This is a genomic window from Mycobacterium sp. 852002-30065_SCH5024008 (assembly GCF_001665645.1).
GTDB classification, from domain to species: Bacteria; Actinomycetota; Actinomycetes; order Mycobacteriales; family Mycobacteriaceae; genus Mycobacterium; species Mycobacterium paraffinicum.
The window spans coordinates 1-16,010 of record NZ_LZSZ01000111.1 but is presented as its reverse complement, the minus strand read 5'-3'; the positions used below and the strand labels follow the sequence as shown (position 1 = coordinate 16,010).

The window sequence follows — 16,010 nt, the reverse complement described above, 5'->3', positions numbered from 1 at the left end:
GACCTCCAATGCCAACAGGGCCGGTAAATGACTCCTAACACCGCCGCCGCCGGGGTTATCCGCGAGTTTGTCGGCCTGCCGTCGCCGACTGCCGGCCGCGCCGGCGCGGGTGGGCATCCTTGCCAGGGGCTGTACCACCGCGGGGTGGGACGCAAGCCCAAGGTGGCAATGATCGCCACGCACTACCAGATCGACTTTTCCGAGCACTACCTCGCCGACTACATGGCCACCCGCGGTGTCGGCTTTCTGGGCTGGAACACCAGGTTTCGCGGCTTCGAAAGCAGCTTTCTGCTCGACCACGCGCTGGTCGACATCGGCGTCGGGGTGCGCTGGCTGCGCGAGGTGCAGGGAGTGGAAACCGTTGTGCTGCTCGGCAACTCAGGCGGCGGCTCGTTGATGGCCGCATATCAGTCGCAGGCCGTGGAGCCGAACGTGACCCCGCTGGACGGGATGCGTCCGGCCGCGGGCCTGACCGAGTTGCCGGCCGCCGATGGCTACGTGGCCACCGCCGCCCATCCCGGGCGACCCGACGTGTTGACGGCCTGGATGGATGGTGCCGTCGTCGACGAGAACGACCCCGTCGCCACCGATGCCGACCTCGACCTGTTCAACGAGCGAAACGGGCCGCCGTATTCACCGGAGTTCCTCACCCGCTATCGCCGGGCGCAAACCGCGCGCAACCACGCCATCACCGACTGGGCGGAGCAGGAATTCAAACGCGTTCGCGCAGCGGGGTTTTCCGACCGCCCGTTCAGCGTCATGCGCACCTGGGCCGATCCCCGCATGGTCGACGCCAGCATCGAGCCGACCAGGCGTCAACCAAACATGTGTTATGCCGGCGTTCCGGCCAAGGCGAACCGGTCGGCGCATGGCATCGCCGCGGCCTGCACCCTGCGCAACTGGCTGGGCATGTGGAGCCTGCGGGTGGCGCAGACCAGGGCCGAAACGCATCTGGCCCGGATCAGCTGCCCCGCCCTGGTGATCAACGCCGAGGCTGATACCGGCGTCTTTCCGTCCGACGCCCAACGGATTTTCGTCGCGCTCGCCGGCCCCGACAAGACGCAGTCGTCGATCGACACCGACCACTACTTCACCACCCCGGGCGCTCGCGGGGAGCAGGCCGACATCATCGCGAAGTGGATCGCCAAGCGGTTTCACTGAAGAGCTCGCCGCGGACACCAAGGTGCGCTGGCACGCCCGGTGACCCCTGTGGTCAACCAACCGACCGGTTGTTAGTTTGGAGGGTGCCTGGCCAAGGCGGGAACCCCTAAAGCATGGGAAGGCGACCAATGCCGATCGCTATCACTGCTGAGCATCAAGACCTGGCCGATTCGGTGCGGTCGTTGGTGGCGCGCATCGCGCCGTCCGAGACGTTGCACGCGGCAATGGAGACACCGATCGACAATCCCCCGCCCTACTGGCGGGCCGCGGCCGAACAAGGCCTGCAGGGTCTGCATCTGGCCGAATCCGTGGGCGGGCAGGGTTTCGGCATCCTCGAGTTGGCCGTCGTGCTGGCCGAGTTCGGCTACGGCGCGGTGCCCGGCCCCTTCGTGCCGTCGGCGATCGCCAGCGCACTGATTTCCGCCAACGACCCGCACGCGAAGGTGCTCGCCGAGCTGGCGTCCGGCGCCGCCATCGCCGCCTACGCGATGGACTGTTGCGGGTTGACCGCCACCCGCCAGGGCCCGAATGACGACGTGCTCGTGCTCCGCGGCGAGGTCCGCGCGGTTCCGGCGGCGGCGCAGGCCTCCGTGCTGGTGCTCCCGGTCGCAATCGACAGCGGCGAGGAATGGGTGGTGCTGCGCGCGGAGGAGCTCGAGATCGAGCCCGTGAAAAGCCTTGACCCGCTACGGCCGGTCGCCCATGTTCGGGCCAACGCCGTCGAGGTCGGGGCCGACGCCGCGTTGTGCAACCTGAGCATGGCGACAGCGCACGCGCTGATGACGACGCTGCTGTCCGCGGAGGCGATCGGGGTGGCGCGCTGGGCGACCGACACCGCGTCCCAGTACGCCAAGATCCGTGAGCAGTTCGGCAGGCCGATCGGCCAGTTCCAGGCCATCAAGCACAAGTGCGCGGAGATGATCGCCGACACCGAGCGGGCAACCGCGGCGGTGTGGGACGCCGCCCGCGCTATCGACGAGGCGCGCGAAAATGATTGGGATATCACGGGTTCCAAGGTCGAGTTCGCCGCCGCCGTCGCGGCGACGCTCGCGCCGGCTGCCGCTCAACGGTGCGCTCAGGACTGCATCCAGGTGCACGGCGGGATCGGCTTCACCTGGGAGCACGACACGAACGTGTACTACCGCCGGGCGCTGATGCTGGCCGCATCGTTCGGCCGCAATTCGGAGTACCCGCAGAAAGTGGTGCACACCGCGACCAGCACCGGGGTGCGGGCGGTCGACATCGACCTCGACCCCGACACCGAGAAGCTGCGGGACGAGATCCGGGCCGAGGTCGCCGCGCTCAAGGCGATGGATCGCGCCGAGCGCACGGTCGCGATCGCCGAGGGCGGCTGGACGCTGCCGCACCTGCCGAAACCGTGGGGTCGCGCCGCCAGCCCGGTCGAGCAGATCATCATCGCCCAGGAGTTCACCGCCGGCCGGGTCAAGCGCCCACAGATGGGCATCGCGACGTGGATCATTCCGTCGATCGTCACCTTTGGGACCGAAGAGCAGAAACAGCGGTTTCTGCCGCCGACCTTCCGCGGGGACATGATCTGGTGTCAGCTGTTCTCCGAGCCGGGCGCCGGATCGGACCTGGCCGGGCTGAGCACCAAGGCCACCCGAACGGACGGCGGCTGGCGCATCACCGGCCAGAAGATCTGGACCACGGCGGCGCAGCTCTCCCAGTGGGGCGCGCTGTTGGCGAGAACCGACCCGAGCGCTCCAAAGCACAACGGGATCACCTACTTCCTGCTGGACATGCACAGCGAAGGCGTCGAGGTGAAGCCGTTGCGCGAGCTGACCGGGAACGCGATGTTCAACACCGTCTACATCGACGACGTGTTCGTGCCGGACGAATGCGTGCTGGGCGACGTGAACCGGGGTTGGGAGGTCAGCCGCAACACCCTTACCGCCGAACGGGTTTCCATCGGCAGCAGCGAGGCGAACTTCCTGGCCACTCTGGGCCAGTTCGTCGAGTTCGTTCGCGACGGGCAGTTCGACCCGGTCGCACAACACCGAGCGGGTCAGTTGATCGCCGAGGGCCACGCCGCCAAGGTGCTGAACCTGCGCTCCACCCTGTTGACTCTGGCCGGCGGGGATGCCATGCCGTCCGCGGCCATCTCCAAGCTGCTCTCGATGCGCACCGGTCAGGGGTACGCGGAGTTCGCGGTGTCCTCGTTCGGCACCGACGCCGCCATCGGCGACACCAGCGAGCTACCCGGCAAATGGGGCGAATACCTGTTGGCGAGCCGGGCCACGACCATCTACGGCGGCACCTCCGAGGTGCAGCTGAACATCATCGCCGAGCGGCTACTCGGTCTCCCCCGCGATCCCTAACTGCCACTTCCGATTTGGCCCGGAGAGAGGGCCATGCCGACCTGAGGGGTGGTCAGGCCGGCATGGTTCCCCCCCATCCCGTGGGCCGGTCAGCCTAGGAGTGATCGGCACGTCGAGGCTGATCGACTACCACGGGGAGGTGGTTCACCACCACCAGTTCCACCAGTGCCCAGGGGCCCAGAATCCGCGGTTGCCCGAACCCCAACCGGGGTGGCCTCCGCCGCCCCATCCGTGGCCGCCCCATCCATGACCGCCATGACCCCCGCCTGGACGGTCGGGAATGATGCCGGGTCCGCCGGGCGTACCGTGCGGACCGGTGGTGGTGAAGCTGGTGTCGGGACCTGATACCGGGGCCGCCTGTGCGGCGGGGCTTGCGCCGAACAGCAGCGCTCCCGCCACCGCCGAGGCACCCGCCGCGCCCACGGCGGCGCCGCGTAACGATCGTGCAGAAATCGTCATCGCAACCCTCCTTCCAGGTCCTGATGCCGACAAACAAAACGTTAGCCAGAACTTTCCCTGCAAACAACGTTGCTACACAAAAATGGCGCTGTGAATTATGTAACAAATGACTTAAGGGCATTTATGAGAGCTGATTTCGCCGGAATTAATGATCTCCATAAATCAGGATATGGGCAACTACTGAGTTACGCAGGCTTCGCATTTGTGCTGCTTAGAAGCGATCTACTGACATACTGGTTTGCACGCTTCCGCATCAGCGGATCCGCTGAATTACGGCGACAAGACCATGCCGTGCCCTGTCTTTTGATCGAATTTCCCGACGTCCACCGGCGCGTCGGAGAGCATCTTCGAAAATTTGCTGCGAGAAACCGCTGCTGCGGCGCTGACCGCGGACGTGGCCGGCCCGCGGCCCGGCGACGCGACTTACGCCGTCGTCGGTGGAACAATCAGTATTGTCAGACTCAATGCTGATTTACTGATTGGCCACTCACCGGAGGACGACCGCCGCAGTGAACTTCAACCCCAGCCACATCGGACCCGGCGCCGGAACGTTCCGGGGCCCCGGGCCGTCGGCCACACCGGCAGGAGACGCCGCGCCGACCGAGCGCCTCACCGGGCTCGGGCAGCAGGGCGCCCACCGGATCATCAGCCAGCCGGCGGTCAACCAGGCGAGCCGGGGTCAGCGGACACGCCGCACCGTCGACCTCCCCGCGGCCACCCACCGCGCCCTCGACATCTGGCAGCGCGAGGCCGCCGATCGCCTGGGCGTCGCCCGGGTGACCGGACAAGAGGTCCTCACCGCGCTCATCGACCAACTTCTGGTCGACCCCAAACTCGCGGCGCAGATCACCCGCGCCATCAAAGACCGGCGCTGACCCCGACGGGGACAGCGGCTAGTCGACCTCCATCTCACGCAACTCGCGCTTGAGGATCTTGCCCGTAGGGTTACGCGGCAACTCGTCCAGGAAGACCACCTCACGCGGCACCTTGTAGCGGGCCAGGTGGTCGCGAACGTAGTGCTTGATGGTGTCCTCGTCGACGTCGGAGCCATCCTTCTTCACGACGAAGGCGCGCAGCCGGTGGCCCCATTCCTTGTCCTCGACGCCGATGGCCGTCGCCTCCACCACCTCGGGGTGCCCGCTGATCAGGTCCTCGACCTCGGCCGGGAAAACGTTCTCTCCGCCGGAGACGATCATCTCGTCGTCCCGGCCGCTGACGTAAAGCAAGCCGTGCTCGTCGAAATAGCCGACGTCACCGGATGACATGAGGCCGTCGATGATCTGCTTGTGGCCGCCGCCGGTGTAGCCCTCGAACGGGAACGCGTTACCGACGAAGATCCGGCCGACCTCGCCCTGTGGCTTCTCCTTGCCGTTGTCGTCGAGGATCTTGACCTTCACGCCCTTGACCACCGGGCCGACGGTCGCCGCGTTGCGCTCCAGGTCCTGCGGTCCGGCGATGGTGGCGAACGCGATCTCGGTCGAGCCGTACATGTTGTAGATGACCGGGCCGAGATCCTTGAGCGCGCGGCCGGCCAGCTCGGCGCCCAGCTGCGACCCCGAGATGAACACGATCTTCAGGCTGGACAGGTCGGGCTTGGAGTCCATCTTCTCGACCGCGTCGAGGATCCGCGACAGCATCACCGGCACCACCACCATGGCGGTCACCTTGTACTTCTCGACGTCTTCGAGCACGTGCGGCGGCTTGAACTTGCGGCGCAGCACCAGGGTGGAGCCCAGGAACATCGCGATGGTGCCGTGCAGAAAGCCCAGCGCGTGGAACATCGGGGCGGGCAGCGAGGTCACCTCGTTGGCCTTGAACGGGACGTGGGACAGGATGCCCCCGATGGGTGCCAGCGTCGGTGGGGTGCTGCGGTTCGCCCCCTTCGGCGTGCCGGTGGTGCCGCTGGTCAGGATGATGATCGACGAGTGCTTGCTCGCCTTCGGGGCGGGTGATTTGCTGCTGCGCTCGATCAGGTCGGCCAGCGTCTCGTCCTTGCTGCCCGACGGCCCGTCCGCGTCGGGGTTGGTGCCCAGCGCGCGCAGGAAGCCCAGTTCCGGCTCGGCCTTGCTGACGGCCTTGGTGTACTCGTCGTCGTAGATGATCAGCTTGGCGCCCTCGCGTTCCGCCACCTCCTTGATCTGCGGGCCGGAGAACTCGCTGTTGAGCAGGATGATGCGGGCGCCGACCCGGGCGGCGCCGAAGTACGCGATGAGAAACCAGCGGGTGTTGCGCGCCAGGATCGCCACCCCGTCGCCGCCCTTGACGCCCATCTCGAGTAGCCCGTTGGCCACCGCGTGGGCGGCGTCGTCCAGCTCCTTGAAGGTGAACTCACCCTCTTCGTCGATGCACGCGGCGCGGTCGGGATGGCGTCGGGCGTTGAGTGACGGCAGCATGCCGAACTCGCCCCACTTGTAGATGTCGTTGGCCATGGCGGCGTAGTTCTGCGGCGGCTCCAGCCGGAAGGCGCCCGCTTCGAAGATCTTGCGCACGTAGTGCAATTCAGCCGAGCCGCGTTCCAGGTACTGCTGAACCTTGGCAACAGCCTGCCCAGGCAGGCCAATCAGATTAGGCATGGATCCACCCTATGTGACGTCCGTCGCATTCCGAGAGGTAAGTACCCACCGACTTACGATGATGAACATGGGTCCGGTTTCGCTGGAGGTGGATGGGCGCCAGGTCTCCATCACCCATCCGGACAAGGTGGTGTTCGAAGCCCACGGCGGCACGGGGCCGCACACCAAACTCGACCTGGTCCATTACTACCTTTCCGTGGCCGAGGGGGCGCTGCGCGGCGCGGCCGGCCGACCGATGATCCTCAAGCGCTTCGTCAAGGGCATTTCCGAGGAAGCGGTGTTCCAGAAGCGCGCGCCGAAGAACCGGCCCGACTGGGTCGACGTCGCCGAACTGCACTACGCGCGCGGCACATCGGCCGCGGAGGCCGTCATCCATGACGCCGCCGGACTGGCGTGGGCGATCAACCTGGGCTGTGTCGACCTCAACCCACACCCGGTGCTGGCCGGCGACCTCGACCATCCCGACGAGCTGCGGGTCGACCTGGATCCGATGCCCGGGGTTTCCTGGCGGCGGATCGTCGACGTCGCGCTGGTGGCCCGCGAGGTGCTGGAGGACTACGGCCTGACCGCGTGGCCGAAGACCTCCGGGAGCCGCGGTTTTCACATCTACGCGCGGATCGCCCCGCGCTGGGAGTTCCGGCAGGTGCGGCTGGCCGCCCAGACCGTGGCCCGCGAGGTCGAGCGGCGCGTGCCCGACGCGGCGACCAGCCGGTGGTGGAAGGAAGAACGCGAGGGAGTGTTCGTCGACTTCAACCAGAACGCCAAGGACCGCACGGTCGCGTCGGCGTACTCGGTTCGGGCGACGCCGGACGCCCGGGTTTCGACGCCGCTGCTGTGGGACGAAGTCACCGAACGCCTTCCCGAGGAGTTCACCATCGACACCGTGCCCGGCCGGTTCGCCGCGATGGGTGACCCGTGGGAGGGGATGGACGACGCGGTCGGTGAGCTCGACCGGCTGCTGGTGCTGGCCGAGGAGATGGGGCCCCCCGAGCGCGCGCCGAAGGGATCCGGCACGGCCGACGGCCGGCGCCGGTCGGTGATGCCGCTCATCGAGATCGCCCGCACCAAGACCAAGGACGAGGCGCTGGCCGCGCTGGACACCTGGCGCGGCCGCCACCCGGACGCATCTCACCTGCTGCAACCGGTCGACGTCCTGGTCGACGGTATGCGCGGGCCGAGTTCGATCTGGTACCGCATCCGGATCAACCTGCAGCATGTGCCGGTCGACCAGCGACCTCCGCAGGAGGAGCTGATCGCCGACTACAGCCCCTGGGACGGTTACGGGGGCAAGCAGAAGCCGTCGAGCTGAGAGGCGGGCGGCTACACGCCGGCCCGCGCTTGCGCGTTGTAGGCGTTGCCCTTGCGCAGGTAGCAGTACCAGGTGACCACCAGCAAGGCCAGGAAGAAGCCCACGTAGAACCGCAGTGCGGGTTCGATGCTGCCGAAGTGCGATTTCGACCAGGCGTACGCCAGCGGCACGACGAACCCGCCAAAGGCGCCGATCGACGAGATGACGCCCAGGGCGCCGGCGGCCTGGCGGCGCATGTGCGCCATGGTGTCGGGGTCGCCGCCGGCGAGCTGCCCCTTGATCACGAAGATCCTCGAGATCATCCGGTAGGTCGAGCCGTTGCCGATGCCGGTGGCGACGAACAAGAACATGAAGCTGGCGAAGAACAGCGGCAGGTTCTTGGCGTTGACCGACCACAGCGCCGCCGCGGCGCCCGCGGCGAGCATGACGAAGCTGACCGCGGTGATCCGCGCGCCACCGATCCGGTCGGCCAGCCTGCCGCCCAGGGGCCGGATGACCGAGCCGATCGCCGCACCGAGGAATGCCCAGGTCAAAGCGATGTCACCGCGGCCGAACACCGTCTTGAGCAGGGTCGGAAAGGCCGCCGAGTAGCCGATGAACGATCCGAACGTGCCGATGTAGAGCAGCGACATGACCCAGGTGTCGGGATGCCGCAGCGACTGCCATACCGGCCGCACGTCGGCCTTCGCCTCGGACAGGTTGTTCATGAATCCGAACGCGCACACCGCGGCCACCACGGCCAGCGGCACGTAGAACAGGCCGGCGCGCGCCAGCGCCACCCCGCCGCCGGCGACGACGATGGGCGGGATGATCTTCTGCACCACCGCGACGCCGACGTTGCCGCCGGCCGCGTTGAGGCCCAGCGCCCAGCCCTTGTCCTTCTCTGGGTAGAAGAACGAGATGTTGGCCATCGACGAGGCGAAGTTGCCGCCACCGAAGCCGGCGGTCGCGGCGACCGCCACCAGGACGGTGAACGAGAGGCCGGGATGGCTGACCGCCCAGGCCAGCAGCACGCACGGGATCAGCAACAACGCCGCCGAGATGGTCGTCCAGTTGCGGCCGCCGAAGAGGGGGACCGCGAAGGTGTAGGGCAGGCGCAGGAAGGCGCCGACCCCGCTCGGGACAGCGACCAGGCACAGCGCCTGGCTGGCGGTCAGCGCCCAGCCGGACGCGGACGGATGCCCGTGGGGACCGGCGGTCATCTGGACCACCACGATGCTCCACAACATCCACACGCTGAAGCCGACGTGCTCGGCGAAGATCGAGAAGATCAGGTTGCGGCGGGCGATCGGCTTGCCGGTGGTCTCCCAGAACGCGGGGTCTTCGGGCCGCCAGTCGTCGATCCAGTGCCCACCCCGGTGAGAAGGGCGCCCAGGCGCGGGCGCAAGGACCGGAGCGATCGGCTCTGAAGAGGTCGTCGTAGTCACACCCCGACGCTAGGAAAGGACTGTTACCGGGCCGCGTGGCCACAGTTACGCCGGAGATACGTGGATCTCGCAGTGGCCTTCGAGCCACTGTCAGAACTTTTCGCACCCAGAATGCGGGAGAATCGCCCCATGCCGGCGACTGACCAGCCCCTGGGGCTGCGGGAACGCAAGAAGATCAAGACCCGCCACGCCCTCCGCCGCGAGGCGTTCCGGCTGTTCGACGCCAACGGCTACGGCGCCACCACCGTCGAACAGATCGCCGACGCCGCCGAGGTTTCCCCCAGCACCTTCTTCCGCTATTTCCCGTCCAAGGAGTCGCTGCTGCTGGCCGACGACCTCGATCCGCTGATACTGGCCGCGTTCGACGCCCAGCCGCCCGAGCTGTCGCCGAGTCAAGCCATCCGCCGCGCCTACGCCACGACGATGGCCGGCCTGTCACCCGAGCAATTGGAGTTCGAGAACACCCGGCAGCGGCTGATCTTCTCGATACCCGAGCTCAAGGCCGCCCTCTACGACGAGTACTACCGCACCGTAAACGTCATGGCGGAGGCCATCGGTCGCCGGATCGGCCGTGGCGCAACCGATTTCGAAGTCCGCGTGTACGTCGGCGCGATGGTCGGGGCCATGATGGCGGCGTTCGACAGCGCGCCGAAAACGGCCGACACCATCTATCGGGCGCTGGACTTCCTGGACGCCGGCATGCCGCTGGACTGAGCGCGCAACCGCGCGGCGATGCCCTGGCGGGCAGGGAACGCGATAATCTCACGCGATGCGACAGGGTTGGAATCGACGGGGATTCTTGCAGCTCGCAGGGGCTGCGACGGTCGCTGCGGTCGCCGGGGCTCCGGCGGCGTGCTCGTCGGGCAAACCGTCGTCGGACACCTCCGGCGGCAAATCCGTGACCATCAACCACCTGTTCGGTCAGACCGTCATCAAGGAACCACCCAAGCGCGTGGTCAGTGCCGGCTACACCGAGCAGGACGACCTGCTCGCGGTCGGCGTGGTGCCGATCGCGGTGACCTACTGGTTCGGTGATCAGCCGTTCGCGGTGTGGCCGTGGGCCCAGCCCAGGCTCGGCGGGGCGCAGCCGGTGGTGCTGAACCTCGACAACGGGATCCCGGTCGACCAGATCGCGGGCCTCAAACCGGATTTGATCGTGGCCACCAACGCGGGCGTGGACGCCGATACGTATCAGAAGCTCTCCGCGATCGCCCCTACCGTGCCGCAGTCGGACGGCGACGCCTTCTTCGAGCCGTGGAAGGAGCAGGCCACCGCCATCGGACAGGCGGTGTTCCAGGCCGACCAGATGAAGTCGCTGATCGACTCCGTCGACCAGAAATTCAGCGCCGTCGCCAAGGAGCACCCGGCCTGGACGGGCAAGAAGGCGTTGCTGATGCAGGGCACGCTCTGGCAGGGAACCATCGTCGCGACCATGGCCGGCTGGCGCACCGACTTCCTGAACCAGATGGGGTTGGTGATCGCCGACAGCATCAAGCCTTTCGGCACCGATCACCGCGCCGTCATCCCCCGCGATCACATCAGGGCGGTGCTCGATTCCGCCGATGTGGTCATCTGGACAACCGAGAACCCCGACGACCAAAAGGCATTGCTCGCCGACCCCGATGTAGCGGCCTCCCTGGCCACCGCGCAGAACCGGCACATCTTCACCACCAAGGAGCAGGCCGGCGCGATCGCCTTTTCCTCGCCACTGAGCTACCCGTTGGTCGCCGATCAACTCCCCCCGCAAATCGGCAAAATCCTCGGTTAGACCCCGGCCGCACCAGCGGGGTTTGAGCGTTTGCTAAGGCAGCTCTGGCAGTGTTCGAAAATCCGTCGCTCGCCCCTCGCCCAGTCGGTGATGGGGAGGTTACCGTCGAGTAATGAGCGTGACGGACCTTACCGACAACGTGTCCAAGGACCTGCCGACGGAACTGGTCGGCAACACGGTTCTGGATTTCGGCGACAACGCGCTTCTGCTGCAATGCGGCAGCACCGCCGAGGTATTGGCGTGGGCGGCACAGCTGCGCGCCGCGGCGTTGCCGGGCGTGGTCGACATCGTCCCGGCCGCCCGCACGGTTCTGGTGAAGCTGGACGGCCCCCGCTGCCAAGGGGTGATCCGTCAGCGACTGCGCAAGATGCGGGTCACCGCCGAGGAGCTCGCCGCGCCGGAACGCCGTGCCGATGTGGTCATCGACGTCGTATACGACGGCCCGGACCTGGCGGAGGTCGCCGGCCATACCGGGCTGACCATCGCGCAGGTGATCGACGCGCACACCGGTTCGCTGTGGCGGGTCGGATTCAGCGGGTTCGCCCCGGGTTTCGCGTACCTGGTCGACGGCGACGCGCGCCTTCGGGTGCCGCGCCGTACCGAGCCACGCACCTCGGTGCCCGCCGGCTCGGTCGGCCTGGCCGGTGAATTCAGCGCGATATACCCGCGCCAGTCGCCCGGCGGCTGGCAACTGATCGGCCGCACCGACGCGGTCCTGTGGGACCTCGAACGGCCCGAGCCGGCGTTGCTGACGCAGGGCATGTGGGTTCAGTTCCGGGCCGTCTGAGGTAAGGAGATCACCGTGAGCACCCTGGAGATTCTTCGCACCGGACCGCTCGCCGTCGTCCAGGACCTGGGCCGGCCGGGACTCGCCCATCTCGGCGTGAGCCGGTCCGGGGCCGCCGACCGTCGCGCACACCAGTTGGCCAACCGCCTGGTGGCCAACCCCGATGACCGCGCCACGGTCGAAGTGACGCTCGGCGGTTTCGCCGCCAGGGTCCGGGGCGGCGACATCGACATCGCTGTGACGGGGGCCGACACCAACCCGACCGTCAACGGAATTGAGTTCGGCACCAACAGCATTCAGCACGTTCGCGCCGGCCAAACGATCGCCCTGGGCACGCCGACCGCCGGGCTGCGCACGTACCTCGCGGTGCGGGGCGGCATCGCCGTGGCACCCGTGCTCGGCTCGCGCAGCTACGACGTGATGTCGGCCATCGGCCCGTCGCCGCTGCGAGCGGGAGATCAGCTCCCGGTCGGTGAGCACACACTTGACTACCCCGAACTCGATCAGGCCCCGGTGGCGGCGATCACCGCCAACGTGGTCGAGTTGGCGGTGGTGCCCGGGCCGCGCGACGATTGGTTCGTCGACCCCGATGCCCTGGTGCACAACGATTGGGTGGCATCCGATCGCAGCGATCGCGTGGGAATGCGATTGGTCGGCCGCCCTCTGCAGCACTGCTACCCGGACCGCCAGCTGCCCAGCGAGGGCACGACTCGCGGCGCGATTCAGGTGCCGCCCAACGGTTTACCGGTGATCCTCGGGCCCGACCACCCGGTGACCGGCGGCTACCCGGTGGTGGGTGTGGTGGTCGACGAGGACATCGACAAAATCGCCCAGGTGCGCCCCGGACAGTCGGTGCGCCTGCACTGGTCACGCCCGAGGATTCTGGTGGGTGCCCAACCACAGTCCGGCGTCGCGATCTTGCCGTTTTCCTAGCCGGAATGTATTCCAGCTCACATAAAATCGCCCGGCCGGGCCGAATCACTTGAAATAGGCGGCTATTTCGGCGTTCGCCGCCTACAGGGATTTACCAGATAACTGGTAATCAACTTACAGGCGATTCGGGCCGAATTGAGTTGACCCGACTCCGTCTCGAATGTGAGCATCGAAATGCACGGCGGGGCATCCCTCTTCATTCGGGGCGCCCACTTTTCTTCCCGTTGTGCGGCAGACTGGGTCCTGACGAGAGGGAGTCCTATGCACGCCTCCTTGCGTAGTGGCATGCTCCCGCCATCCCAAGGCGCACAATCGGATTCACCGACAGCCGACCGGAAATGACCACCGCCCCATGCCGTTCCCCGAAAACATCGCAGTCGACGAAAGGTGACAACCGGATGGCCCGCAATCACCACATCGCGGACTGGAATCCAGAAGACACGGCGGCCTGGGAGGCCGGCAACAAGAAGATCGCGCGCCGCAATCTGTTGTGCACCATCGCGGGCGACCACGTCGCCTTCTCGATCTGGACGCTGTGGCCCGTCATGGCGCTGTTCATGCCTTCGCACATCTACGGCTTCTCCGCCGGCGACAAGCTGCTGCTGGGCGCCGTCGCCACTCTGGTCGGCGGGCTGGCCCGGATTCCCTACACCCTGGGCATCGCAACCTTCGGTGGTCGCAACTGGACCGCCTTCTCGGCGTTCGTGCTGCTGATCCCGACGGCCGGCACCATCGGGTTGCTCGCCAACCCCGGATTGCCGCTGTGGCCCTTCGTGGTGTGCGCCGCGCTGACCGGGCTGGGCGGTGGCAACTACGCGGCTTCGCTGGCCAACGTGAACGCCTTTTACCCGCAGCGGCTCAAGGGCTCGGCGCTGGCCGTCAACGCCGGCGTCGGCAACCTCGGGGTGGCGGTGATCCAGCTGGTCGGGTTGCTGGTGCTCGCCACGGCCGGACACGAGGCGCCGTACTGGGTGTGCGCGGTGTACCTGGTGGTGCTGGCGATCGTGGGCATCGCGGCCGTGCTGTTCATGGACAACGTCGGCCACGGCACGCAGCTGAACACGATGCGCTCGATCCTGGTCGAGCGCGACACCTACGTGATCTCCCTGCTCTACATCTGCACGTTCGGCTCCTGGATCGGGTTCTCGTTCGCCTTCGGTCAGGTGATGCAGGTCAACTTCCTGGCCAGCGGCGAAAGCGCCAAGCACGCGGCGCTGCACGCCGCGCAGGTGGCCTTCATCGGACCGCTGCTGGGCTCGCTGGCGCGTATCTACGGTGGCCGGCTGGCCGACCGCAAGGGCGGCAGCCGCGTGACCCTCGGCGTGCTCGCCGGGATGACCCTGGGCGCCGGATTGCTGGTCGTCATAAGCACTTTCGACGATCACCATGCCGGGGCGCACTCGACCAGCATGATCGGCTACGTCATCGGCTTCATGGTGCTGTTCATTCTGTCCGGGATGGGCAACGGTTCGGTGTTCAAGCTGATCCCCTCGGTCTATGAGGCGCGCAGCCGCGCCCTGAAGACGGGCGAGGACGAACGGCGCCACTGGGCGCGCGCCAAGTCCGGATCGCTGATCGGCGTCTGTTCCGCGGTCGGCGCACTCGGCGGCGTGGGCATCAACCTCGCGCTGCGCCAGTCCTACCTGGTCACCGGGACGGAGACGTCGGCATACGTGGCGTTCCTCGCCTCCTACGTCGTGGCAGCGATCATCACGTGGATGGTGTACGTGCGGCGGCCGGCGCTGCCCGCCGAGGCGGCGAACGGTGAGACGGCAGGCGCGCTGGCCCGCGTGTGAGGGTGGCCTCACTGTGGGCAATGCGTAAGCAATTGCCAGGTAACGCAACCGAAATCTGACAGGCATACACAGGTGATATGGCCCGGCCCGACTCCCCGCCGCTGACGGGTTACCGCATCGCGGTGACCTCCGCCCGGCGCTCCGAGGAGCTGTGCGCGCTGCTCAGCCGACAGGGCGCCGAGGTGTGCAGCGCACCCGCGATCAACATGATCGCGCTGCCCGACGACGACGAACTGCACCGTAACACCGAGGCGTTGATCGCCGAGCCACCCGACATCCTGGTCGCGCATACCGGCATCGGGTTCCGCGGCTGGCTGGCCGCGGCCGAGGGATGGGGGCTGGTCAACCCGCTCATCACCGCCCTGTCGTCGGCCCGGATCGTCTCGCGCGGGCCCAAGGCGACCGGCGCGCTGCGCGCCGCCGGTCTGCACGAGGAGTGGTCGCCGGACTCCGAGTCCTCGCAGGAGGTGCTGGAATACCTGCTCAACTCGGGAGTGGCCGGACTGCGGGTGGCGGTCCAGCTGCATGGCGCCGCCGACGCGTGGGATCCCTTCCCGGAATTCCTCGGCGGGTTGCGCCTGGGGGGCGCCGAGGTGGTGCCCGTCCGGGTATACCGGTGGAAGCCAACGCCGTTGGGCGGCACGTTCGATCAGCTGGTGACCGGGATCGCGGGACGGCAGTTCGACGCGGTCACCTTTACCTCGGCGCCCGCGGCCGCGGCGGTGCTGGAGCGCAGCCGCGAGCTGGACGTCGAAGACCAGGTGCTGGGCGCCCTGCGCAGCGACGTGCACGCGATGTGCGTCGGCCCGGTGACCTCCAAGCCGTTGATCCGCAAAGGCGTGCCGACGTCATCCCCGGAACGAATGCGGTTGGGCGCCTTGGCCCGTCACGTCGCCGAAGAGCTACCGCTGCTGGGTTCGTGCACGGTGACCGCCGCCGGCCACACGGTCGATATCCGCGGCACCTGCGTGCTGGTGGACGGCTCGATCAAGGTGCTGTCGCCGTCCGGCATGGGGATACTGCGTGCGCTGGCGAAACGCCCCGGCGACGTCGTCGCCCGCGGAGACCTGCTACGCGCGCTGCCCGGCAACAGCAATGACCCGCACGCCGTCGACACGGCCGTGCTGCGGTTGCGAACAGCTTTGGGCGACAAGAACATCATCGCGACGGTGGTCAAGCGTGGGTACCGGCTCGCGACCGAGCAGCGGGCGGGCTCCCCATGGCGCTGATCATGGTCGCGCACGGCACTCGAAGGCCGGAGGGTGTGGCGATGGTCGAAGAGCTTGCCGCGCAAGCCAGTTCGTTGACGGGCCGGCCGGTGGCCCTCGCCCGCGACAGCACCTCGCTGGGGGTGGGGCCCAGCACGTCGACGAACGCGACCTCCACCTGCCGGCCCGTCAACGTGCTGGCTTGCGCGGCAAGCTCTTCGACCATCGCCACACCCTCCGGCCTTCGAGT

At 67.5% G+C, this 16,010-nt stretch carries 13 protein-coding genes and 1 pseudogene; 10 read left to right on the top strand and 4 right to left on the bottom strand.

The features are described 5' to 3' along the window. Positions 1-27: 27 nt before the first annotated feature. Positions 28-1,161 carry an alpha/beta hydrolase gene (locus tag A5781_RS15385; protein WP_067207667.1) on the top strand — a complete coding sequence of 378 codons (1,134 nt, stop codon included), beginning with the start codon at positions 28-30 and terminating at the stop codon, positions 1,159-1,161. A gap of 128 nt (positions 1,162-1,289) precedes the next feature. Next, positions 1,290-3,500: an acyl-CoA dehydrogenase gene (locus tag A5781_RS15380; RefSeq protein ID WP_067207663.1), complete on the top strand. Its 2,211-nt coding sequence runs from the start codon at positions 1,290-1,292 to the stop codon at positions 3,498-3,500. A gap of 144 nt (positions 3,501-3,644) precedes the next feature. On the opposite strand, the gene A5781_RS25070 is transcribed toward A5781_RS15380, so the two are convergent. Further along, the gene (locus A5781_RS25070; RefSeq protein ID WP_156624676.1) at positions 3,645-3,959 is read right to left on the bottom strand and encodes a hypothetical protein; all 315 of its coding nucleotides are present in this window, start codon (positions 3,957-3,959) and stop codon (positions 3,645-3,647) included. A gap of 509 nt (positions 3,960-4,468) precedes the next feature. Between A5781_RS25070 and A5781_RS15375 the strand changes: the two genes are divergently transcribed. Then, entirely contained in the window at positions 4,469-4,834 is a 366-nt protein-coding gene (locus tag A5781_RS15375) for an ATPase (RefSeq protein WP_067207659.1), read from the top strand. 18 nt (positions 4,835-4,852) lie between these two features. Here the strand turns inward: A5781_RS15375 and fadD2 are convergent, their stop codons facing one another. Continuing rightward, the gene (gene fadD2 / locus A5781_RS15370) at positions 4,853-6,532 is read right to left on the bottom strand and encodes a long-chain-fatty-acid--CoA ligase FadD2 (protein ID WP_067207655.1); all 1,680 of its coding nucleotides are present in this window, start codon (positions 6,530-6,532) and stop codon (positions 4,853-4,855) included. 58 nt (positions 6,533-6,590) lie between these two features. Between fadD2 and A5781_RS15365 the strand changes: the two genes are divergently transcribed. Beyond that, the gene (locus tag A5781_RS15365; protein WP_067207652.1) at positions 6,591-7,841 is read left to right on the top strand and encodes a DNA polymerase domain-containing protein; all 1,251 of its coding nucleotides are present in this window, start codon (positions 6,591-6,593) and stop codon (positions 7,839-7,841) included. Positions 7,842-7,852: 11 nt separating this feature from the next. On the opposite strand, the gene A5781_RS15360 is transcribed toward A5781_RS15365, so the two are convergent. Further along, on the bottom strand, positions 7,853-9,241 hold the full coding sequence (locus tag A5781_RS15360; RefSeq protein WP_156622620.1) for an MFS transporter: 1,389 nt from the start codon (positions 9,239-9,241) through the stop codon (positions 7,853-7,855). A 156-nt stretch (positions 9,242-9,397) separates the two neighbouring features. On the opposite strand from A5781_RS15360, the gene A5781_RS15355 reads away from it, so the two are divergent. From A5781_RS15355 to A5781_RS15330, 6 genes are all read left to right on the top strand, one after another. After that, positions 9,398-9,982, top strand: coding sequence for a TetR family transcriptional regulator (locus tag A5781_RS15355; protein WP_067207645.1), 585 nt, complete (start codon positions 9,398-9,400; stop codon positions 9,980-9,982). A gap of 55 nt (positions 9,983-10,037) precedes the next feature. Next, the gene (locus A5781_RS15350) at positions 10,038-11,036 is read left to right on the top strand and encodes an ABC transporter substrate-binding protein (protein WP_067207643.1); all 999 of its coding nucleotides are present in this window, start codon (positions 10,038-10,040) and stop codon (positions 11,034-11,036) included. A 112-nt stretch (positions 11,037-11,148) separates the two neighbouring features. After that, the gene (locus A5781_RS15345; RefSeq protein ID WP_067207641.1) at positions 11,149-11,823 is read left to right on the top strand and encodes an allophanate hydrolase subunit 1; all 675 of its coding nucleotides are present in this window, start codon (positions 11,149-11,151) and stop codon (positions 11,821-11,823) included. A 15-nt stretch (positions 11,824-11,838) separates the two neighbouring features. Then, complete coding sequence (locus A5781_RS15340) at positions 11,839-12,756, top strand: 5-oxoprolinase/urea amidolyase family protein (RefSeq protein WP_067207639.1); 918 nt, start codon at positions 11,839-11,841, stop codon at positions 12,754-12,756. A 398-nt stretch (positions 12,757-13,154) separates the two neighbouring features. Then, positions 13,155-14,552: an MFS transporter gene (locus A5781_RS15335; protein ID WP_067207637.1), complete on the top strand. Its 1,398-nt coding sequence runs from the start codon at positions 13,155-13,157 to the stop codon at positions 14,550-14,552. Positions 14,553-14,629: 77 nt separating this feature from the next. Further along, positions 14,630-15,781, top strand: a complete 1,152-nt coding sequence (locus A5781_RS15330; protein ID WP_067207635.1) for a uroporphyrinogen-III synthase — start codon at positions 14,630-14,632, stop codon at positions 15,779-15,781. A 103-nt stretch (positions 15,782-15,884) separates the two neighbouring features. On the opposite strand, the pseudogene A5781_RS26245 reads toward A5781_RS15330, so the two are convergent. Further along, positions 15,885-16,010, bottom strand: a pseudogene (locus A5781_RS26245) (sirohydrochlorin chelatase); the annotation flags it as partial.